At 50.6% G+C, this 22,532-nt stretch carries 15 protein-coding genes; 10 read left to right on the forward strand and 5 right to left on the reverse strand.

Annotation, left to right across the window (positions count from 1 at the left end; genetic code table 11):
• Positions 1 to 23: 23 nt before the first annotated feature.
• Entirely contained in the window at positions 24 to 1,430 is a 1,407-nt protein-coding gene (cysS, locus tag CLOEV_RS08965; protein ID WP_034443269.1) for a cysteine--tRNA ligase, read from the forward strand.
• Positions 1,431 to 1,812: 382 nt separating this feature from the next.
• Here the strand turns inward: cysS and CLOEV_RS16050 are convergent, their stop codons facing one another.
• From CLOEV_RS16050 to CLOEV_RS08990, 5 genes are all read right to left on the reverse strand, one after another.
• Positions 1,813 to 7,629, reverse strand: coding sequence for an EAL domain-containing protein (locus CLOEV_RS16050; RefSeq protein ID WP_051485009.1), 5,817 nt, complete (start codon positions 7,627 to 7,629; stop codon positions 1,813 to 1,815).
• A 245-nt stretch (positions 7,630 to 7,874) separates the two neighbouring features.
• Complete coding sequence (locus CLOEV_RS08975; RefSeq protein WP_034443270.1) at positions 7,875 to 8,819, reverse strand: M14 family metallopeptidase; 945 nt, start codon at positions 8,817 to 8,819, stop codon at positions 7,875 to 7,877.
• Positions 8,820 to 8,850: 31 nt separating this feature from the next.
• The gene (locus tag CLOEV_RS08980; protein ID WP_034443272.1) at positions 8,851 to 10,230 is read right to left on the reverse strand and encodes a sodium:solute symporter family protein; all 1,380 of its coding nucleotides are present in this window, start codon (positions 10,228 to 10,230) and stop codon (positions 8,851 to 8,853) included.
• A gap of 27 nt (positions 10,231 to 10,257) precedes the next feature.
• Entirely contained in the window at positions 10,258 to 10,758 is a 501-nt protein-coding gene (locus CLOEV_RS08985; RefSeq protein WP_156938391.1) for a hypothetical protein, read from the reverse strand.
• 59 nt (positions 10,759 to 10,817) lie between these two features.
• Positions 10,818 to 11,366, reverse strand: a complete 549-nt coding sequence (locus tag CLOEV_RS08990; RefSeq protein ID WP_169732216.1) for a helix-turn-helix domain-containing protein — start codon at positions 11,364 to 11,366, stop codon at positions 10,818 to 10,820.
• A gap of 412 nt (positions 11,367 to 11,778) precedes the next feature.
• Between CLOEV_RS08990 and CLOEV_RS08995 the strand changes: the two genes are divergently transcribed.
• The 9 genes from CLOEV_RS08995 to CLOEV_RS09035 all read left to right on the forward strand — a co-directional run bounded on the left by CLOEV_RS08995 (position 11,779) and on the right by CLOEV_RS09035 (position 22,506).
• Positions 11,779 to 12,369 carry a recombinase family protein gene (locus CLOEV_RS08995; protein WP_034443278.1) on the forward strand — a complete coding sequence of 197 codons (591 nt, stop codon included), beginning with the start codon at positions 11,779 to 11,781 and terminating at the stop codon, positions 12,367 to 12,369.
• A 303-nt stretch (positions 12,370 to 12,672) separates the two neighbouring features.
• Positions 12,673 to 15,231 carry a Helicase associated domain protein gene (locus CLOEV_RS09000; protein WP_034443280.1) on the forward strand — a complete coding sequence of 853 codons (2,559 nt, stop codon included), beginning with the start codon at positions 12,673 to 12,675 and terminating at the stop codon, positions 15,229 to 15,231.
• Between the two features lie 61 nt (positions 15,232 to 15,292).
• Positions 15,293 to 16,489, forward strand: a complete 1,197-nt coding sequence (locus tag CLOEV_RS09005) for a DegT/DnrJ/EryC1/StrS family aminotransferase (RefSeq protein ID WP_034443282.1) — start codon at positions 15,293 to 15,295, stop codon at positions 16,487 to 16,489.
• Positions 16,486 to 17,184 (forward strand): sugar transferase, encoded by a 699-nt coding sequence (locus CLOEV_RS09010; protein WP_245591121.1) that lies wholly within the window; start codon positions 16,486 to 16,488, stop codon positions 17,182 to 17,184. Before CLOEV_RS09005 ends, CLOEV_RS09010 begins: the two co-directional genes overlap by 4 nt.
• A gap of 11 nt (positions 17,185 to 17,195) precedes the next feature.
• Positions 17,196 to 18,176, forward strand: coding sequence for a glycosyltransferase family 2 protein (locus CLOEV_RS09015; RefSeq protein WP_034443283.1), 981 nt, complete (start codon positions 17,196 to 17,198; stop codon positions 18,174 to 18,176).
• A 15-nt stretch (positions 18,177 to 18,191) separates the two neighbouring features.
• Positions 18,192 to 19,514, forward strand: coding sequence for a nucleotide sugar dehydrogenase (locus CLOEV_RS09020; protein ID WP_034443286.1), 1,323 nt, complete (start codon positions 18,192 to 18,194; stop codon positions 19,512 to 19,514).
• A 72-nt stretch (positions 19,515 to 19,586) separates the two neighbouring features.
• Entirely contained in the window at positions 19,587 to 20,609 is a 1,023-nt protein-coding gene (locus CLOEV_RS09025) for a GHMP family kinase ATP-binding protein (RefSeq protein WP_034445664.1), read from the forward strand.
• Between the two features lie 3 nt (positions 20,610 to 20,612).
• Entirely contained in the window at positions 20,613 to 21,860 is a 1,248-nt protein-coding gene (gmhB, locus tag CLOEV_RS09030) for a D-glycero-beta-D-manno-heptose 1,7-bisphosphate 7-phosphatase (protein ID WP_034443288.1), read from the forward strand.
• Position 21,861: 1 nt separating this feature from the next.
• Positions 21,862 to 22,506, forward strand: a complete 645-nt coding sequence (locus CLOEV_RS09035; RefSeq protein ID WP_034443290.1) for a D-sedoheptulose-7-phosphate isomerase — start codon at positions 21,862 to 21,864, stop codon at positions 22,504 to 22,506.
• Positions 22,507 to 22,532: the final 26 nt, after the last annotated feature.

Genomic DNA, 22,532 nt, shown 5'->3' on the forward strand with positions numbered 1-22,532 from the left:
AAGTAACGCGGAGGTGCTTATTGATGGCATTGGCAGTATATAACGACTTGACGAGAACAAAGGAAAAATTTATCCCCCTTGAAGAGGGAAAGGTCCGCTTTTACGTCTGCGGCCCCACGGTCTACAATTTCTTCCATATAGGAAACGCGAGGCCCTTCGTGCTCTTCGACGTTTTCAGGCGTTATCTTGAAAGCCTCGGCTACGAGGTGAAATACGTCCAGAACTTCACCGATATCGACGACAAGATGATAAAACGCGCGAACGAGGACGGCATCACCGTCGCCGAACTCGCGGAGCGCTTCATCGCCGAATACTACAAGGACGCCGACGCCCTCGGCATCCGCCGCGCGACCGTCAACCCGCGCGCCACGCACGAGATCGCGGCGATAATCGAAATAATAGAGGCGCTCATCGAGAAGGGACACGCCTACGAGGTCGACGGCGACGTATATTTCAGCGTCGCCAGCTTCAGCGAATACGGCAAGCTCTCCAAGCAGAGCGTAGACGAACTGCTCTCGGGCGCGCGCATCGACGTCGACGAACGCAAACAGCAGCCTCTGGATTTCGCGCTCTGGAAGTCCGCAAAGCCCGGAGAACCCGCGTGGGACAGCCCCTGGGGTCCAGGACGCCCCGGCTGGCACATAGAATGCAGCGCGATGTCGACCAAGTACCTCGGCAAGACGATCGACATCCACGGCGGCGGCAGCGACCTGATTTTCCCGCACCACGAAAACGAGATCGCCCAGTCCGAATGCGCGAACAACGCGCAGTTTGTCAAATACTGGCTCCACAACGCCTATCTGCTCATCGACAAGGAAAAGATGTCAAAGTCGCTCGGCAACTTCCTTACCGTGCGCGACGTCAGCCAAAAGGTGAACCCGCTCGTCCTGCGCTTCTTCCTCGCGAGCGTCCACTACCGCTCGCCGCTCAACTTCTCACCGGAGGGGCTCGAACAGGCGAAGGCGGCGCTCGAACGGCTCAACAACTGCTACGCCGACATGCTCTTCGCGCTGGAAAACAGGGCCGCTGGCGAAGCGGACGAGGCTCTGCGCGCCGCCGTAAAGGGCTCCGAGGAGGGCTTCACGGCGGCGATGGACGACGACTTCAACACCGCGGGGGCGGTGGGCTGCATCTTCGAGATGGTGCGGGCGGTAAACGTCCACCTGACCGAACATCAGGAGATAGACAAAGAGGCGCTTACGGAGGCGAAAGCCTTCTTTGAGAAAACCGACAATATCCTGGGCTACCTCTACGAAGAAAAAGAGGCCGGAGACGAAGAATCCGAAATAGACGCGCTCGTCGCCGAACGTACCGAGGCGAGAAAGGCGAAGAACTTCAAGCGCTCCGACGAGATCCGCGACCTGCTCGCGGCAAAGGGCGTCGTAATAGAAGACACCCCGCAGGGTCCGCGCTGGAAGAGGACGCTGTAGGCAAAAAATAAAAAACGCCGGGCCGCGGAGGTGAAATTATCTCCGCGTGTCCGGCGTTTTTTTCGTCAAGCTCGGTAAATTGCGGTTTATCTTGTCATGCCGGCACTGGTACTCCGTCGCCCCGGGCTTGACCCGGGGCCTAGTGACTCTATGTTTTTGTTCCACCGGCGCATGTAAAACCCACGACTCTAGGCTCCGGCTCGGAGGCCGGAGCGACGGAAGGGCAAAACGACAAATCGCTGTTTATCTTTTACCCACAATCGCGTAAATCCCAGTTTCTCATTCTCCCGCGATCGAGTAAATCGCCATCCATCCCCTCTGCCGGCCTATTGACGCGTTTACCGCGTACGGCGAGAGCGGAAGCGAATGATCTTCATATTTTTCAACGATCCGGCTCCTGTCCGCTTCCGCTCTTGTCCTCTATGTTGTTCACCACTCCGACCATGCGGCAGACGCGGCCCTCTTCGTTCGCCATGCTCACGTAGTGCGCGCGGTTCCAATGCCAGCCGCTTCCCTTGTCGTCGGCGGCGTAATCGAAGATCCCGCGCACAGGCGCCCTTGCCGCCTCGGCGTAGAGGGCGCGCATCGGCTCGACGCAGTCCTGCCGGATGATCTTCCTTTCCGCCAGCCCCGCCAGGTAACGCTCCCTGCGGACCGTCGTAAAACCGCTGTCATGCCGTCTAAGCTTGTAGATCATCGTATCGGTATCGTAATCATAATCGAATACCATTGCGTCCATAAAATCTATCAGCAGGCGGTTTTTCTCATTCTCGGCGCGCAGGACCGCTTCCATCTCTTTGCGCCGCGTGACGTTCTCGATCGTTGCGTATATTATGCAGCGGTCGACGGCGTGCGCGATCACCCTCATTCGTATCCCGAACCAGAGGATGCCGCTCTGTTTTGCACGCCGCTCCCAGCGCGTTTCGCAGTATGCCTCCCTGTCCGTCTTTGCGGCGTCGTCTATCGCCCCGGCCATCAGAGCGCGGTCCTCCGGACGCATGAATTTCATAACGTCCAGCCGCGCCAGCCTGAATTCGTCGCCGGTAAGGCCCGTCTCCTCAAAGAACCTGTCGTTCGCGCGCAGTATCTCCCCGCAGCCCTCCTTGTATTCTACGATACAGGCGGCTCCCACGAAGCTGTTGAAGATGACCGTGGCCTGCGATTCCGCGTCCCAGAATTCGCTGTTGTTGAAGAAGCTCGCGACGCGCGCCTCCGCGTTAAGCGGAGTGGTACCTCCCGCACTCAGGCATTCTTCAAATTCCGCCACGGGCATCGGCTTCGCGTAAAGGTAGCCCTGCGCGAGAGAACAGCCGATCGTCTTGAGGAAGTCGGCCTGGCGCGGCGTTTCCACACCCTCCGCGATGACCGGCACGTTGAGCCAGTGCGCCATTCGCACCATGGCGTTGAGGATCATGCCGCTGCGTCCGTCGCCGGCGGACGCCGAGAGAAATTTCATATCCAGCTTTATCATGTCCACCACGACGTCTTTGAGCATGTTGAGCGAGGAATAGCCGCTGCCGAAGTCGTCCATCTCGACGAAGAAGCCGTCTTCGCGAAGCCGCTTCACGACGCCGATAAGCTGCCCGGGGTTCTGCGTATAGGCCGTCTCCGTTATTTCCAGCCGCAACATCTCTGTCGAAAGCCGGTATTTTTCAACGAGGCCGTTAAGGATTTTTCTCAATTTTGGATTGTAGATATCGATCCGCGAGATGTTGACTGAGATCGGCACCACGGGACGCCCCTCGTCGAGCCATCTTCTCATCAGAGCGCATACCTGTTCCCATATATATTCGTCAAGCTGCATGATGAAGCCGTTTTGCTCAAAAACTTCTATAAATTTAGCGGGGGACAATATCTCGCCCTTGTGGAACCAGCGTGCGAGCGCCTCGGCGCCGACTATTTTCCCGTTGGCCTGGTCGTACTGGGGCTGCAGATAGACACGGAATTCCCCGCCGGAAAGCGCCTGCTTCATCGCCGAAGCCAGCTCCTGTTTTTCAAAGACCTCCGCCCTCATCGATTCGTCATAATAGGCGAAGTCGGCGTCGTATCTGCCCTTGGTGGAGCGCAGCGCCATCAGTGCCCGGTCCCCCATGATGCCGACGTCTAGCCCGCTGTCGTCGATGTTGTATATGCCGCAGCGCACGACAAAGCTGAAATCCGGCTGTATGGCGCGCAGCTTTTTCGCGACGTCGTCGATGCTCCGCCTGACGTCCAGTCCCTTTACCGGCACGCAGGCAATAAAATGGTCTCCCTGCAGGTGTCCGTAAACGCGCAGCGACGCGGAATGTGAACGGCCCACGGCGCCTATCGCCGCGAGCAGTTCGTCGCCCGCCCTGATACCGTAGAGGTCGTTGTAGACTTTGAAATGATCAAGGTCCATTCTGATCATGCAAAAATCTATCTCGGGGTTATCCGCGATCATCCGGCGCACCGCGCGGCGGAAACCGGAGTAGTTGTATATCCCCGTGACGGCGTCGGTCTCCGACGCGTAGACGTCGGTCACGTCCCTGCGCATACAGGCGATGACGCTGCGGCTGGAGTCAAGATACGTGTAGCTCCATCTTTTGCGTTCCATGTGCCCGTCTTCCGCCCGCAGCGAAATATAACATTTGTAGGCGCCGCGTTTTTCCAGCTCTTCCGTTATCCTCTCCAGACTCAGAAAGTCGAGCGCCTGCTCCTGCGCGCCAGCGGGCACGCATTTCATGAGCCTGTTCATGATCACGTCGGAATAGTCCGACAGGCCCAGCGGAGGCAAAAAGGCGGCCCCTTCCCTTCTTTTGACGACGGAAAAAGTCTCATTCTTCACGTCGATGAGCGCGGCGAATTCATATTCGATGTCAATAAATTTATCGACGAGCATCCTCGTCGTTTTTTCCGCTTCGATGTTTTTCGCGCAGGTGTAGCCCTCCACGTCTCCGGTCTCCGGGTTTTTCACCATGACGATATTCGTCCGTATCCATGAGGGGCGGCCGGGCTCGATCATAAACTTATGCTCAAACGACAGAGAGGTCTCTCCGCGCTCGTGCGCGCGAAGCAGCGCGGCGCGGTTAAATATGGCGCGGAATTCCTTACGCTGGTCCGGGTCGGTATTGCGGGCGTAAGCGTTTTCAAAGAAGCCGTCGACGGTCCCCGACTCCTGGAGGCTGCGGATGGATTCGCTGGCGGCGTGCCCGTCTCCGCATGTGTTCCGCGTAAGGTTGAAGCTGAAGGAGCCGATGGCGTCCTTATCCGAGCCGTCGCGCATCTCCATGATGCGCCGGTAGCGGTCCGTGAGCGCCTGCCTTTGCCGGCGCAGCTCCTCCTCCGCCACCTTCTGCGCCGTGATATCGACGATGACGACGTAGAACCAACGCCACCCGTCGCCGTCCACAACGAGGTGGCCGACGTCGTGGACCCATTTGAGTTCCCCGTTTCCCGTCTCTATCCTGTATTCGCATTTGTCGAAATCAGAGCCTTCTATCTGCTCGTTTATCTCCGCAAGGACCCTTTCGCGGTCCTCATGCCAGACCATCGGCGAGAACCTGTTGTCAAATTTGCGGATAAATTCATCACGCGTGTAGCCGAGCATCTTGAGCATGTTTTCGCTGACGAAGGTAAATTGCTCGTCCTCCTCCGCCGAATAGCTGAAAATGCCTCCGGGCGTGGACTGTATGATAGAGTCGAGCTCCAACGCCTTTTGCCGCAGCGTCAGTTCCGTAAGCTTCTGTTCCGTTACGTCCATTACGACGCCGTTCATGACGGTGTGGCCGTTTTCGCGTTTTTCAAATTCGCCGCTGACCCTTATGTACCTCGTATCCCCTCCGCTGGTTATGATCCGCATGATGAAGGAGGTCTCGCTTCCGCCCGACGTGATCACGCCGCTCACAGCCTCATGCGCCAATTCACGGTCGCGCGGATGTATGAAGCGCCGGCATTTATTGTCCAGAAGCTCCGCCATGCTTTCGCGCGTGTAGCCGTGGATCGCGTAATAACGGTCATTGCCGTAAAGCAGCGTGAAGTCGTCGTCAACATCGATGGAGAAGACGCCGCCGTAGGTCATCGTGCGGTATAACGACAGCTCCTGCGAGACGATGCGCGGCTCTCTGACGCCGATCACGTAATAGGGTCCGCCGCCTTCATCGCGCAGCAGCCTGAAGCTGGCCCTGACCGGCACGTATTCGCCGCCCGCGTCTTTGGACATCAGGTAATATTCGCCGCCGTCGCGGCCGGCGTAGATATCGGCGAACATCCGCCGGAATTCGTCTTTATAGTCGTCGCGGATATGCCCTTCGGCAAGCAGAGACTCCGGCACGTCTTTGAAAACGCGTCCCGAATAACCTATCTCATCCGCGCCGAAACCGGAAAACTTCATTTCCCTCGTGCGCAGGTCTACCTCCCAGAGCATCGCCGGACTTTGCCCAAGGGCCGTGCGCGCGCGCAGCTCGGCAAAGCGCAGCTGCTCTTCCCGCTCCTTTATTTCAGTAATGTCGGTAATGACGCAGATGACGCGGCGGCCTCCCTCGCTTCCGGGCAGTCCGGAGCCGCGCGCGTGGCGCCACTCCACGCCACCGTCCGGAGAGGCGGTGCGGTACGTATGGTCGAGCTGCCCGTCCGTTTCGGCAGCCGTCCTGATCGCGGATATAAGCCCGGGAGCGTCCTCGGGAAGAGCCACGGAGAAGATGCCGCGCCCCGCGTCGCCTATCTGCTCTTTGGTACGCTTAAAGGTCTTAAAGGCGCTCGGGCTTGTGTAGGCTACTTTTACCTCGCCGCCGGCGTCGACGTCGCAGACGATCACCGCGCCCTCAAGATTTTCGAGGAGCGCGCGCAGATGGACGGCGCTTGACGGCTCGTTGTCGAGAGGAGAGAGGCCCTCCGCGTCCTTGTCGTCGCTTTCGGCGAAGGCGTAACGGTTCTTACCCTCGGATTTGGCTCTGTAAAGGGCGGCGTCGGCTTCGGCGTAAAGCTTGTCCAGCGTTGCGCCGCCGCCTTTGTAAAGGCTGACGCCGACGCTGCCGGAAAGTTCGAGCGTGCCGCTTCCCGTATGACAGTCATACTGCAGCGCGTCGATCAGGTCGCGGGCTTTTTTAGCGATCACACGCTTTCCGACCGCGTTTTTCATAAGGACCATGAATTCGTCGCCGCCGATGCGCCCGACGATATCCGTATCGCGGAAGGTCTTTTTTATGGCGGCGGCGATATCAGTTATCACATCGTCGCCCGTCTGATGTCCGAAGATGTCGTTCACGCTCTTGAAATTGTCTATATCTATCATCATCAGCGCGTGGACGCCGGCGCGCCCATCCGTCTGAAGGTAACGGCCGATGTGCTTAAGCGTCGCGTCGTGGTTGAAGAGCCCCGTCATGGAATCTTCTTCCGCGGCGCGGGCAAGTTTGTCCTCTTCGCGCTTTTTCTCGTCGATGTCGTGCAGACTGACGAAGGCCATAAGATGCCCGGTCGCGGGATCGGCGATGAAACGCACGTCGTTGCGCATCCAGCGCGGCGCGGCGTCCGGCATCGCGCGCAGATATTCTATCTCCAGCTTCCGTCTGCCGCTGTCGTAAACGGCGCGAAGCGATTCTTTCGTCATCGTTCTGAAAAAGTCCCGCGCCGTTTCGCCCTCCACGACCGATTTTACGGCGTAGTCTTTAAACTCGTCTATCGAGGCGAAGGCCTTCCCGTGCGGCGCGGCGCGGCCGCTGATGTGCGTTTCTTCCAGACGCCATTCGGTGACGTCCAGTATGGTCGAGGCATAAGCTCCCTCATGGAGCTCCGCGATATAGCCGAACTCTCGTTCATAACTCATGCGCGCCTCGTACTCGATCGTCACGTCGCGCCCGACGGCGTAAATGCCGGCGACCGCTCCGCTCTCATCGCGGAAGGCGTATTTCGACGTTGAGGAATAGCGCGGAGTACCGTCCTCTTTGGGAGGCAGCGGCTCGATAAAATTCAAAAGCGGCTCTCCGCTCTCAAGAATTTTTCTGTCGTCGCCCCGGTAACGCTCCGCAAGGGCGCGGTCTTTGAAAATGTCAAAATCCGTGAGCCCCGCGATCCCGTCGGGCGAAGACAGCCCGACCAATCCGGCGAAAGCCGCCGAACAGTTTATATACGCCAGATCAGTATTTTTTACAAACATGAAGTCTTGCGTGTTCGCCAGAAAATCGCGCCACGCGGAAGAAAGCAGCTTATCCGACACATCGCGGTCAGATATGTTATTAGACAAAAATATCCTCCCAATCATAATAAAACTGTATATGAATAATTTATCCTATATATACTACACGTTTATTTGGGGTTTTGCAATTATGTGCAGAATAGTTTAAGGCATTGGCGGCCAACGCCGGCGCAAAACGACCTTTAACAAAAAAACATCCAAGAACGTACTTAACTTTCCGTACTTGGATGTTTTAGGCAACTTTTTCTCCTTAGGAGTTTTTACAATAAGAACCTCAAAAAATCTGTTCTGCTTTATGCTTTTGAAACACCGATTCCCGCGACAAGACCATGCTCCTTCATCGCTGGGTTTCCGGTTAGGAAGAGAACCTTTCCTTCTACTGGAGAGGCTACAGTCTCCAGCGTCTTGCCGAAGTAATCTTCGAGAACGCCGATAGTGTCTCCCATTTTCACATAATCGCCGACTTTGACGTTCATGTAGAAGATACCCTTCTGTCCCGTATATACCCACGACATATTGTCAAATATCTCTGGCGGCGTAACCGGCGTAACTTCACCCTTCAGTGTCCCGAACCTCCGCAATACGTTTCTTAATCCGAAGAGGTGCTTCTGCACCGAAGGTTCATCCAGCACTCCCATCGCACCGACTTCAACTATCGCCGAGGGGATCCGCAGCTTTTCCGAGACATTCGCATAGGTGGTACCGTCGTCAGGCCACAGGCCGCCCTTCTCGGTGACGACTACATTGGGCAATCCGTAATAATGGACGATATCATACGAAAGATCGTCAATCTCCAGGACACCGCTTTTATGGTATATCGAGAATGGGTCTAAGTCCTCCACCATATCACCGCCGTGAAGATCCATGTGGTAATCGGCGCCGGCAATCAGCTCCATCGTCCTATAGGTAAGGACTTCGCTGTACGTACCGTCAATCCTGCCAGGAAAGACCCGGTTGGGGTTCACCTTGTCATAGGGCGTGACAAACATGCTTCTTTCTTCAAAAGCCGCAGTGCTCGTTATCGTTATTATTTTGACGCTGCCGTTGACATCCTCCGGCGACAGCTCTTTGAAGAGCCTGATCGCAGAGACTATGCCCGGATACTCACAGCCATGTACGCCGGCCGTAATGACGGCCGCCGGCCCTGGATTGTTTCCCGTAACGGTAGCAACGGGGAAAAACAACTCTTTTCCGCACGGCGTATCAAAATGTATAATCTCAGTCTTTTTTTCTCCCATTATTGGTACCCTCTTTCGACAAATTATTTATCTATTTAAAGTTGCTTAGCTGCTGCTCTGTCGGCGCGGGCGTTACATAGCTGACGACGATTAGCAGCGCCGTCGAAACCAGGATCGTCATAAACGACGTGTCGATACCAAAAGGCATACCCATCGCCTCCCAAGTGACAGTCGTCACGCCCGCGGAGAGTACGCAGAGCAGTCCGGCCATCGGCGTCGCCCGTTTCCAGTAGAAGGCCGCGATCAGAGCCGGCGCCAGTCCGCCCTCCATCGTGTAGGCATAGATGACCATAGCCAGTATCGATGGGAAGTACTGTATCTGTATCAGCGCGAGAATGCCCAAGCAGAGCACCACGAGGCGCGTATAAAGGAGTATGCGTTTCTCTTCCGCCTTGGGGTTGACATAGCGGAGATAGATATCGTTGATGATGTTGGAGGAGGCTGAGAGCAGCATCGAGTCTCCCGTTGAGACGATCACCGCCACGGCGGCACAGAGCATTATCACGCCGATCGCCGGAGGCAGAGTGTGGGCGGCCAAGGCAATGATCACCGTGCCGCCGTCCTCCAGGTTGGGAAGCACCACCGCGCCGAGCGTCGCCGTAAAGGCGAGTATCGCCACGAGGAATATCAGCGCGGGGACGCTGGCCGAGACGGCGATGCGGCACGTCTTCTCATCCCTGCAGGAAAAGATGCGCTGCCATATCGGCTGCATGACGAAGACAAGGCAGAATGTCGGGAAGAGCACCTTCATGGCGTCCCGGAATGAACCGCCGAGGAGGCTGAACCTTTCGGCAGGCAGTGCGGCCGCCGCTGCGGACATTCCGCCGGCGGCTTCGATCACAAACGGCGCGCCGATCAGAAGCGCGAAGATGATCGTCAGTCCCTGAATAAGGTCCGTATAGGCGACGGAGAGCATCCCGGCAAACATCGTATAACCGATTATAAAGGCCGCCGTGATGATCATCCCAGTCCCACTCTCGACTCCGGCAACAAGTTTAAGGACATACGCGCCCGCGCGGATCTGATAACCGACGATCGCCGTCTCCGCCGCGATTATGATCAGCGCGGCGACCAGGCGCGTCGGCTCATTGAAACGCACGCCGAGTATTTCAGGCGTGGTCAGCCCTTCAAAACGGCGAATGCGCCCGGCGATAAAGGCCAGCGCCACGATGGCGAGGATGCCGCCAATATCCATCCACATGGCGGAGAGGCCAACCTTATAGGCCAGTCCGGCCGCGCCGATAAGCGAACCAGCACCCATAAAGGTAGCGACGATTGTTCCAGTGCTGACATACCACGGAAGCGCCCTGTCCGCGACCAGAAAACTCTTGGAATCCTTAACCCGCCTGGCGAGCCAGGCTCCGACGGCAAGAAGCGCAAAAAGATAAATAAGGATAGCTACCAAATACATAACAAGACAACCTCCACTTGGTAATCGTTACTTAGCGATCTTGGTACACATTACGCAGACATCGTCCGCCGCAAGATTTTTCGAGAATTCAAGGCGGACCTTTTCGTAAGGGGCAAGCAGCGCGAAATCAAGAGGCATCAACAGCTCCGTGCACAGTTTGATCCGCTCCTCCTTGGAACAGCCCAGCTCTTCGAAGGCTTCAATATGGGGACAGCGGCGTATCACCTTTACCGATTCCTCCGGCGAAAGCATGGTTATCTCCTGATCAAAGGCGAGCATCCCCGCCTTCGAGGTCTGGTTCAGGATCGCCGTCTCCGCGTCGCAAACATTTCCCAGATTCGGCGCCTTATATTCTCCGAGCCGGCGCGAAGCCTCCGCCATCACGGCATCCGCGTCTATTTCGGGATGCATCTCCTGAAGAGTCTTCCAAGTAAAATAGAAGAGCAAAGCCCTGTCTTTGATCGCTCCGGCGACCGCGTTCGCCAGATATTCCGGTGAGACCGGGGCATCCAGCGCGATTTTTTCCATAAATTCGTTGATCCTGTCTGCACACATAAGACTGATCGCGTCCTTTCTCAGATTTTTTCTTACATTACAGGGGGAGTGTTACAGGTCAAAATGCGTGCCTCCGTCTCTGACATATTCTGCCAGTGATGCTGAAAAAGGCCATCATAATAGAGAAAATCTCCTTTTTTCATATCAAAGGCTTCATCGTCGTAAAAGAAACGCACCTTGCCGTCCAGTACATAAAAAAATTCGTCTCCCGGATGGGACTTCGAGGCTCCGGTATCCATTCCGGCCGGAATCGTAATAACTATCGGCTGCATTTTTGCCGCTCTACTCAGCGTTAAATATCTTACTGTGACATTATCATCCCCCCTTCTGCACCACCTTACGACAAACCCTTCTCCATCCAGCACCGGGCTCAGCTTTTGCGCCGATTCAGTCAACGTAATAGCCGAAAGAGGAATTCGAAATGCATTAGCCAGCTTTCGCAGACTCTCGATGCTCGTACTGGATTTTTCATTTTCCAGTTTGGAAAGCTGCGCCACTGATAGCCCACATCTTTCGGAGAGCTCTTTAAGAGTCCAGCCATTCTCTTTTCTGTAATTTTTTACTGTTTCTCCAAAGCGCATAAAATCGCCCCCTAATTTTCTTACCACGAAAATTTTCATAGCAAGAAATAAAATTAATATAGCATTTTACCTCCTTATGTCAAGGCCAAAAATTTCAAATATTCCTTAGAAATACCACGTTTAATATCATATATTCACACCATTTATCCCTCATCGGCACATGCGCTTAAACAGCCGCGTTTTTCCTATATTTTTTAAGTTAGAAATAATACCAAAGCGGCCATAAAAACTTTTACCAATCTAACTTTGATTCAATCAACAGAAAAATCCCCCTTTTAAAAACATTCGATCGTTGGTAGAAGCATACTTCAGAAAAGCAAACACAAAGTAATGCTGGCATGATAGTGTGTGAAAGACTTTTCGTTCCTAGGAGACAAAAATAACGCGGAGCTATTTATGGGAGGAATGACAGATGGGTAAACAATATGCCTATATACGGGTGTCCTCAAAAGAACAAAACGAGGAGAGGCAGCGAAGCGCGATGCGGGAATACGGCGTTCCCGCGGAAAACATCATCCTGGACAAGCAGTCCGGCAAAGATTTCGAGCGGCAGGGCTACAAAAAGCTGCTGAAAAAATTAAGACCGGGCGATACGCTGATAATCAAAAGCATCGACAGGCTCGGGCGGAATTATCATGAAATTTTAGAACAATGGCGGATATTGACGAAAGAGAAGCGGGCGGCCATCGTCGTCCTGGACATGCCGCTTCTGGACACGCGGCAAAACCGCGACCTCACCGGCGTTTTGATCGCGGACATCGTGCTGCAGCTGCTTAGCTACGTCGCGGAAACCGAGCGCAAATTCATACGGCAGCGGCAGGCAGAGGGCATCGCCGCCGCGCGGGCGCGGGGCGGCAATTTGGGACGCAGGCCGAAAGAGCGTCCGCAGGAATTTGAAGCGGTCAAAGCAGCATGGAAAAACGGCGAGATATCCGCCAGATGCGCCGCGCGGTATCTTAAAATCAACCATATGACATTCAAACGATGGGCATCAGTCGGGTAAAAGATGAAAAGCGGCGAAAAAGGCGTACCTTTTTCGCCGCGTGGTCATTGACTTTTTTGTGATTCGTTGTATCAATATAGAAGGTGGTAAAGAGTACGGAATAGGTTTTTAGAGGATAATGCTGTTTATTTCATTCCGGCGAAAAAGGTACACCTTTCTCGCCGGAATGAAAAATTATTGATCGATCCGGCAGGCACGCATCATAAACGAAAACTGCCGTACGCCTGAGTGCAGAAAGCAAAAAACGGTATCCGCGAAGAGCTGGAGAAACAGAGCGCAGCGGCATGAGGAGGGAAAGCCAGGATGATAGACTTATTTGAACATAACAGAATAGCCTACGAATCCGCCCTTTCCATGTTGACGGAAAGCGGCAGAGCCGCGGTCGTCCATCCCACCGGCACGGGAAAATCCTTTATCGGTTTCAAACTGGCGGAGGACAACCCCGACGCCTCCGTATGCTGGCTTTCGCCCAGCGAGTACATCTTTAAGACACAGATAGAAAACCTAAAAGCCACTGGCGTCCCAGAACAAAAAAATGTCCGCTTTTTTACCTACGCCAAACTCATGATGATGGACGCCGCCGGGCTAGAAGAGATCCGTCCGGATTATATCGTACTCGACGAGTTCCACCGCTGCGGCGCACAGATGTGGGGCGGCGGCGTGCAGAAGCTGCTCGCGATGTATCCGCAAGCGGCGGTGCTCGGCCTCTCGGCGACAAATATACGCTATCTGGACAATCAGCGCGATATGGCAGACGAACTTTTCGACGGCAATATCGCCTCGGAGATGACGCTTGGAGAGGCGGTAGTTCGCGGGATACTTGCCCCGCCTACCTACGTCATCTCGATCTACTCCTGTCAAAATGACCTGGAACGCTATCAGTCCCGTATAAGCGGCGCAAAAAACAAGGCCGTCCGTGACGCGGCGCAGAAACGCCTCGACGCGCTGCGCCGTTCGCTGGAAAACGCGGAAGGGCTTGACGCCGTCTTTCGGAAGCACATAACCGACAGGCGGGGCAAGTACATCCTCTTCTGCTCAAATGTCGAACACTTGAAAGAGGTGGCCGGACATATAGGCGAGTGGTTTGGCGGCATAGACGGCAGCCCTCACCTCTACCGCGCCTATGCCGACGATCCCGCGGCCTCCCTGGCCTTTGCCGGCTTCAAGGCCGACGACAGCGAACATCTGAAGCTCCTGCTCTGCATCGATATGCTCAACGAGGGCGTCCACATCGACGACATCGCGGGCGTCATCCTCTTCCGCCCCACCGTCTCGCCCATCATATACAAGCAGCAGATCGGCCGGGCCCTCTCCGCCGGTAGCAAAAAAAGTACCGTCATCATCGACGTGGTAAATAATATCGAAAACCTTTACAGCATATCCGCCCTTCAGGATGAGATGCGCTTTGCCGTCGATTATTACCGCGGCACGGGAGATATCTCGAAGGTGGTCAACAGCTCATTCACCGTAATCGACGAGGTACGCGACAGCCGCCGCCTCTTCAACGAACTGGAAGAGAGCCTCTCCGCCTCTTGGAAGACGATGTACGGATGCGCGAAAGCCTATTACAAAAAGCATGGAAATCTCGAAGTCTCCAAACGTTACCAGACGGAGGACGGCTATTCCCTCGGCTCGTGGATCAATACCCAAAGACTCGTCTACGCCGGCAAGATCCCCGGCGTCTTAGGGCAGGAGAGAATAACCCAACTTGAAAGCATCGGCATGCGTTGGCAAAACCGCTACGACCTCTCGTGGGAGAGATATTACCGTGCCCTCTGCGAATATAAATTAAAAAACGGCAACATCGACATCCGCGCCAACTACGTGACCGATAACGGACTGGAACTGGGCAAATGGATCTGCAACCTGCGTCAGGCGAAAAACAGCGGCAGAGGCGGCTACTACCTTACAGACGAACGCATCGCGGCCCTCGGCAGGCTCGGCATGATCTGGGACAAGCTCGACTACCTCTGGGAGCAAAACTACCTTGCCTGCGCCGAGTACTACATGAGGCACCACGACCTTGAAATACCGGCCGGCTACGTCTCGCCCAACGGGCTGCGCATCGGGGCTTGGCTGAGAAGAATGCGCAAAATAAGAAGCGGCAGACTGAACGGCTCCGCGCATCTGACGAAAGAACAGATCGCGCGCCTTGACGCGATACATATGAACTGGATCGACACCCACACGCGGCAATGGGAATACGGCTACCAACAGGCCGTCGCCCACCATAAAGAATTCGGCACACTTGACGTGCCCGCCGGATACGTGAACAAAAACGGCTTCCCGCTCGGCGAGTGGCTGCGAAACCACATCGACGCGAGCGCGAAAACGGGACGCACATCGATAAAAGTCACGCCCGAACGCAGAGCGAAGCTGGACAAACTCGGCTTCAAATGGACAGTTGAAGACTCCTGGCAGAAGCGCATCGCCGCCTGCGAAGAATACCTCAAAGAACACGGCGACCTCGACGTCCCCGCCAACTACGTTACCGACGGCATCTGGCTCGGCAAATGGCTCTACGAATGCCGGCGCGCCTACCGCGGAGAAACAGAGGGCAAGAGGCTGACCAAAGAACAGATACAACAGTTGGAAAAACTGGGCATGGACTGGCGTACCGCCTCCGAACGCGCCTGGGCCGACAAATACCAGGCCGCCTCGCTCCTGCTCAAGACAAATGGCGACACCGGCGCCGGCAGCAACGACAAAACAGAAGAGGCCCTCCGCATCAGCCAGTGGATCGCGCGTCAGAGAACATTGCACCGTCAGGGCAAACTCTCACGCGAACAGATAGAGATGCTCAATACGCTGAATGTGACTAAGGCTATGACGCATAGAAACGCAGAGAGAGGTACGGCCTGAAAATGGACGATAACATAGAAGCAATCAGACCTATGCAAATAGAGACAGCAGGTGAGCTGGCATGAGAAAAATCCCCTTCAGTCCCCCCGACATCACGGAAGCGGAAATCAGCGAAGTCATAGAGACCTTAAAATCCGGCTGGATCACTACCGGACCGAAAACCAAGGCACTGGAACACGCCGCCGCAGAGATATGCCATACCTCCAAGGCCGTCTGCCTCAACTCCAATACTGCCTGTGCCGAGATGACCCTGCGGATTCTGGGCGTCGGCCCCGGAGACGAGGTGATCGTTCCCGCGTACACCTATACGGCGACGGCAAGTGTCATTGCGCATGTCGGCGCGAAGATCGTCATGGTCGACTGCGAACCGGGCAAATTCACCATGGACTGCGACCGGCTGGAAGCCTTCATCACGGAGAAGACCAAAGTCATCATACCTGTGGACCTCTTCGGCATACCAGCCGACTACGACCGTATCTTGGAGATAGCCGAAAAGAAACGCTCTCTTTTCCACCCTTCCGATAACGCCGTACAGCAGGCCATCGGCAGAGCCATTGTTATGGGTGACGCGGCGCATTCTTTCGGCGCTTCCTATAAGGGGAAGCCCATCGGTTACGTCGCCGATTTTACAAATTTCTCCTTCCACGCCGTCAAAAACCTAACCACCGCCGAGGGCGGCGCTGCGACCTGGAGAGATATCGAGGGCATAGATAATGAAGAGCTCTACCACCGCTATATGCTGCTGAGCCTCCACGGACAGAGCAAAGACGCCCTCGCGAAAACAAAACTCGGCACATGGGAATACGACATCGCTGGGCTTTGGTACAAATGCAATATGACCGACATCCACGCCGCGGTCGGGCTTGCTCAGATAAAAAGGTACGACGATATCCTGGCACGCCGCCGGAAGATCATCGAATATCTGGACTCCGCGTTCGCTAACTTGCCTGTCGAAACAGTTAAACACTATACGGATGGTTACCTATCCTCCGGTCATCTTTATATCATGAGGTTAAAAGGTAAGAACAGCCAAGAGAGAGATAACTTTATCTCAAAAATGGCCGAACTGGGAGTGGCGACAAACGTACACTACAAACCGCTGCCGCTCCATAGCGGTTATAAAAAATTGGGATTTAACATCGCGGACTATCCTAACGCGTATGAACAGTTCAGTAACGAAGTCACACTGCCTTTGCACACGCGGCTGACCGATGACGATGTTGACTACGTAATTAAATGCGTAAGGAAATGTCTATGAAGATATTGAAAGAGTGGGAGGAATTGCCTGACTGCATGAGAACGGAAGCCGTTCGTCCCTATTACGAGACGCTAAAAAAGAAAAGAGCGTCCCTGCTGTTGAAGCGCACCTTCGACATCGTGACGGCAAGCCTGATGCTGATCTTCCTCTCTCCGGTGATCCTCGTCATCGCCCTTGCGATAACCCTTGACAGCAAAGGAGGCGTATTCTTCCGTCAGGAGCGCGTCACGCAGTACGGTCGGAAATTCAGGATCTACAAATTCCGCACCATGGTGGCGAATGCCGACAAGCTGGGCGCGCAGGTAACAGTGAAAGACGATAAGCGCGTAACAGCCATAGGCAAAATCCTCAGAAAATACCGCCTAGACGAACTCCCCCAGCTGATAAACATCATCGCCGGAGATATGAGCTTCGTAGGTACGAGACCGGAAGTAGAGAAATACGTCAGGAGTTACAACGATGAAATGTATGCGACGCTGCTGCTGCCGGCAGGAGTCACGTCAGAGACTAGCATCATGTACAAAGACGAAGAAAAGCTGCTGTCTAAGGCGGAGTCTGCCGACGAGGTCTACACAAGCAAAGTCCTGCCGGGGAAGATGGAATATAACCTGAGAAGTTTGAAGAATTTCAGCCTTGGTAAAGAGATATCTACGATGGCAAGGACTATTTTGGCCATTGTCGATGTGCAACTGTGAGGTAATTTATTATGCAGGAAAAGATAATCGTGTCTGTGATAATGCCTCTATACAATGAGGAAAAATATATTGCGAAATGCCTTGATTCTCTTCTTCTACAAGATTATCCGAATGAATTAATGGAATGGATCTTTGTAGATGGGCAGTCAAATGATAGAACTGTGTCAATTTTAGAACGCTATAAAAGTAAGTATCCATATTTAATAAATATATACAATAACCCGAATAAAACAGTCCCTTATGCGATGAATATAGGTATAAAAAAAGCAAATGGGAAATATATTATCCGGCTTGACGCTCATGCAGATTATGCGAGAGATTATATCTCTAAATGTGTTTATTATTTGGATACATTGGATGCTGACAACGTAGGCGGCGTAGTGACAACAAAAGCATGTACACCTTTCGGAAATACAATAGCAAAAATGCTTTCAACCAAATTTGGCGTAGGTAATTCACAATTTCGTATAAATGGGAAGAGCGGCTACGTGGATACAGTTCCATTTGGGGCATTCCGAAGGGAAATTTTTGACAGACTAGGCGGTTATGACGAACGTTTAACCAGAAATCAAGATAATGAAATGAATCATCGCATAAGAAAAAGCGGTGGAAACATATATATGGCAAACGATATACATCTTACCTATTATTGCCGTGACACGGTAAAAGGTATTTGTGACATGGCGTTTAAAAATGGTAAATGGAATGTAATCACAATGCGATTTGTACCTGGTTCCATGGGTATTCGGCATTTTGTACCATTAGCCTTTTTATTGTCATTGATAGCGTTGGGAGTTGGCTCTATCTTTTATCACCAGATGATAATCATATTGCTATTCGAATTGCTATTGTATTTTATATGCAATTCATATTTCTCAGTCAAAGTTGCAGATAGTACAAAAGAATTCTTTCAACTTGAATATTTATATTTCCTGTTTCACATATCTTACGGAACTGGATCATTAGTTGGCTTGTGTACAAGAACAAGATAGGCAGGAGTGGAGAAAATGAGTTTATATGAAAAGTTAAAATTAAAAAAAGAAAAACTATCACTAACAGGCCTGGGCTATGTAGGCCTGCCAATTGCGATTGCTTTTGCAAAAGAAGGAATTTGTGTCGTCGGATTTGATTTGAACAAGAGCAAAATTGCAACGTACAAATCAGGGTTTGACCCCACATATGAAGTTGGCAACGAAGCCATAAAAAATACGACGGTACAGTTTACTTCCGATGCAAAGAAGCTACGCGAGGCAAAATTTCATATAGTAGCAGTCCCGACACCGGTGAATATGGATCATACACCAGACCTGTCACCAGTTATTTGTGCGAGCGAAATACTTGGAAGAAACCTAACAGCAGGCTCAATTGTTGTGTTTGAATCCACAGTCTACCCTGGCGTTACTGAAGATGTCTGCTTACCAATTCTTGAAAAGGAATCCGGACTGAAATGCGGCGTAGACTTTAAAGTAGGCTACTCCCCTGAAAGAATCAACCCAGGAGATAAAATTCACAGGCTTGAAAATATAAAGAAAATTGTCGCGGGTATGGACGAGGAGTCCTTGGAAGAAATCAAAAATGTCTATGATTTGGTTATTAAAGTGGGCACATACCCAGTTTCTACAATTAAGACAGCGGAAGCAATTAAAATTGCGGAGAATAGCCAACGAGACATCAACATCGCCTTCATGAATGAGCTAGCAATGGTATTTGATCGCATGGAAATCGATACTAACGAAGTCATTGATGGAATGAATACGAAATGGAACGCCCTTAGGTTTCGACCAGGTTTAGTTGGTGGTCATTGTATCGGTGTTGATCCATATTATTTCACTTACGAGGCAGAGAGACTAGGTTATCACAGCCAAATTATTCTTGCTGGCAGAAAAGTCAATGATGGCATGGGAGATTTTATAGCAAATGCAGCTATAAAACAGTTAATCCTTGTAGGTAAAGCTCCCAAGAAGGCAAATGTTGTCATCCTTGGATTGACATTTAAGGAGAACTGTCCTGACATTAGGAACAGCAAAGTCGAAGATATTATTAAGTGTCTAAGAGAATACGATATAAATCCAATTGTAGTAGACCCTCTGGCAAATAAAAGAGAAGCAATGCGCGAATATGGCATAACACTAACAGATCTTTCAGAGGTTCACGATGCCGATTGCATAATTGTGGCAGTTGCACATGAGGAGTTTAAAAATATGAATTTACATGAACTGGATAAATTATATAAAGTTGGAAACAATTATGAAAAGGTGCTAATCGATGTAAAAAATATCTTCAATAAGAGCGTTTTTTCTAAAAATGAGTACAGATACTGGAATCTATAACACTAATATAGGCGAATTAATACAGCATAGTTTTCACAAGTGCATGAATATTTTAGAAAGGTGGCGATTATTGTGATAATTACCAAAACACCATTCAGAATATCGTTCTTCGGCGGTGGCACTGATATTGAAAGTTACTTTAAAAAATATGAAGGTGCCGTATTATCAACTACTTTTGATAAGTATTGCTATGTTACTGTTCGCCACCTTCCTAGATTTTTTAGTTATTCTACCGAATTAACATACTCAGACATAGAACGTATTAATTCAATAGACCAAATTCAGCATCCTGCTATACGAAATGCTATGAAGATGCTTGATATGCATGAAATCCGCCTTACATATGAAGCCGACCTTCCGGCTAAATCAGGTCTAGGTACAAGTTCATCATTTGCCGTTGGGATGCTTAATGCATTTTATGCACTAAAAGGAAAATACATAGATAAGAAAGAACTAGCTAATAAGGCTATTTATCTTGAACGTGTTCTATGTAATGAAGCTGGAGGTTGGCAAGATCAGATAGCAGCGGCATTTGGGGGATTGAATAAAATTCAGTTTAGCCCAGATGGATACGAAGTAAGGCCCATTATCATTCCTACAGACAGAAAGGAATTATTGAATAAAAATTTAATGATGTTTTTTACTGGGTTCACACGTTTTTCTAATGCTATACAACAAAAGAATAATTTAACGGCAAAAGACAAAGTAAAGCAATTACAGGAAATGTATTCACTTGTAGATATAGCAGAGAAAATATTAACTGATGAGACTGCAGAGCTTGATGAGTTTGGCTGTTTACTAGACTATACATGGAAGTTAAAAAGGCAAACAGGCTCCGCTATTTCAACAAATTACATCGATAGCCTATACACAAAAGGTATCGCTGCGGGTGCACTTGGAGGTAAACTTCTGGGGGCAGGCGGTGGTGGTTTTATCATTTTTTATGTACAGCCAGAAAAGCAAAATTTTGTAAAAAAAGCAATGAAAGACCTCCTTTATATTCCATTCAAATTTGAAAATAACGGAACACAGGTGATTCATTACACGCCGGAAACATATGAGCCGGCAGAAAATTGTAAGGAGGATTGGAACTAACTAATGAAAACCGTAATCATGGCCGGAGGCAAAGGTACAAGAATTTCTTCCATTGCTTCTGATATACCTAAACCAATGATAGATATTGAAGGCAAGCCTGTTCTTGAACGAGAAATTGAATGTTTAAGAAAACAGGGGTTTGTTGACCTTTTAATTACAATTAACCATTTTGGTCAAATAATTATGGATTACTTCGGTAATGGCAACAAGTTTGGAGTAAAAATTGAATATTTCAATGAAGAAGTCCCTTTGGGAAATGCCGGAGCGCTGTTTAAACTCAAGGATAAATTAACCAAAGACTTTCTTCTTTTAAATGCTGACCATCTTTTTAATGTAGATTTTAGTAGGTTTATATCTTTTCACAATAAGCACCAGGGGTTAGTTACACTGTTCACACATCCAAATAATCACCCTTATGACAGCGGTTTAATAATTGCGGACAAGAATCATAATGTCATTAAATGGCTTACGAAGGAAGAAAAACGACCAATTTGGTATCGAAACAGAATAAATGCAGGACTGCATATTATCTCCCCAAAACTTCTGATGCAAGAAATCAACACGCCAGAAGTTGACCTTGACCGACAACTACTCAAACCATTGGCTGGTTCAGGGCGTATGTTTTGTTATGATAGTCCGGAATATATCAAAGACATGGGGACACCAGAAAGATATGTAGCTGTGTGTCGCGATTATAGAAGTAATATTATTGAAACAAAAAACCTAAAGCAAAAGCAAAAAGCTATTTTTCTAGATCGGGATGGAACAATTAATAAATATGTTGGATTCCTCCGAAATATTGATGATTTTGAGCTTATACACAGCGTTCCAGAGGCAATAAAGAGAATTAACGCATCGGGATATCTTGCCATTGTGGTTACAAATCAACCGGTAATAGCTAGAGGCGAAGTAAATTACAAACAACTTGAAAATATACACAACAAAATGGAAACTTTACTTGGTTTAGAAGGAGCCTATATTGATGCAATCTACTATTGCCCACATCATCCACATCATGGGTTCGAGGGAGAAATCAAAGAGTTAAAATTCTCTTGTGATTGCAGAAAACCAAAACCAGGAATGCTTTTAAAAGCAGCAGAAGATTACAATATAGATTTACACCAATCATGGATGGTTGGTGACAAAGAAAGCGATTTACTTGCCGGTAAAGCAGCTGGATGCAAATGTGTTCAAGTTAATGAGACCTATCTTCTTTTGGATGCCGTGAACAATATATTAGGAGACAAATGACATGAAAAAAACGGTTGAAACTCATTTAAATTTTCTCATTAAACGGTATCCTAAATTAAAATGCTGTAAAAATAGCATAGCTACTGCATTTGAAATAATAAATGAAAGTTATTCTAATGGTGGAAAATTACTTGTAGCTGGAAATGGTGGTAGTGCCGCAGATGCAGAACATATTGTTGGCGAACTCATGAAAGGTTTCAAAAAACTTAGAAAACTAAAAATAGAATATGTAAATGAGCTTATCAAAATAGATGCTGAACATGGAAGCATTCTTGCAAAAAATCTACAAGGAGCCATGCCAGCAATCGCATTGGATGGACATCCCGGGTTGTCAACTGCTTATATGAATGATTGTGAACCACTTCTATGTTTTGCGCAGCAAGTAAATGGCTACGGAAAAACCGAAGATGTTTTTTTCGGTATTAGTACTAGTGGTAATAGTAGCAATATCATTTTTGCTGCAGTTGTCGCGCGTGCAAAAGGTATGAAGGTAATTGGGCTAACCGGAGCAAAAGACAGTGAACTCTCCCGCAGAAGCGATATCTGTATCAAGGTACCAGGCACGGAGACATATATCATTCAGGAATATCATTTACCGGTATATCATTGTTTGTGTTCAATGTTGGAAGAAGAGTTTTTTGAATAAAACAAAAATAAAGGAGATTTGTTAGG

Origin of the sequence: Cloacibacillus evryensis DSM 19522, from assembly GCF_000585335.1 — a bacterium.
In the GTDB taxonomy this organism is placed as follows: Bacteria; Synergistota; Synergistia; order Synergistales; family Synergistaceae; genus Cloacibacillus; species Cloacibacillus evryensis.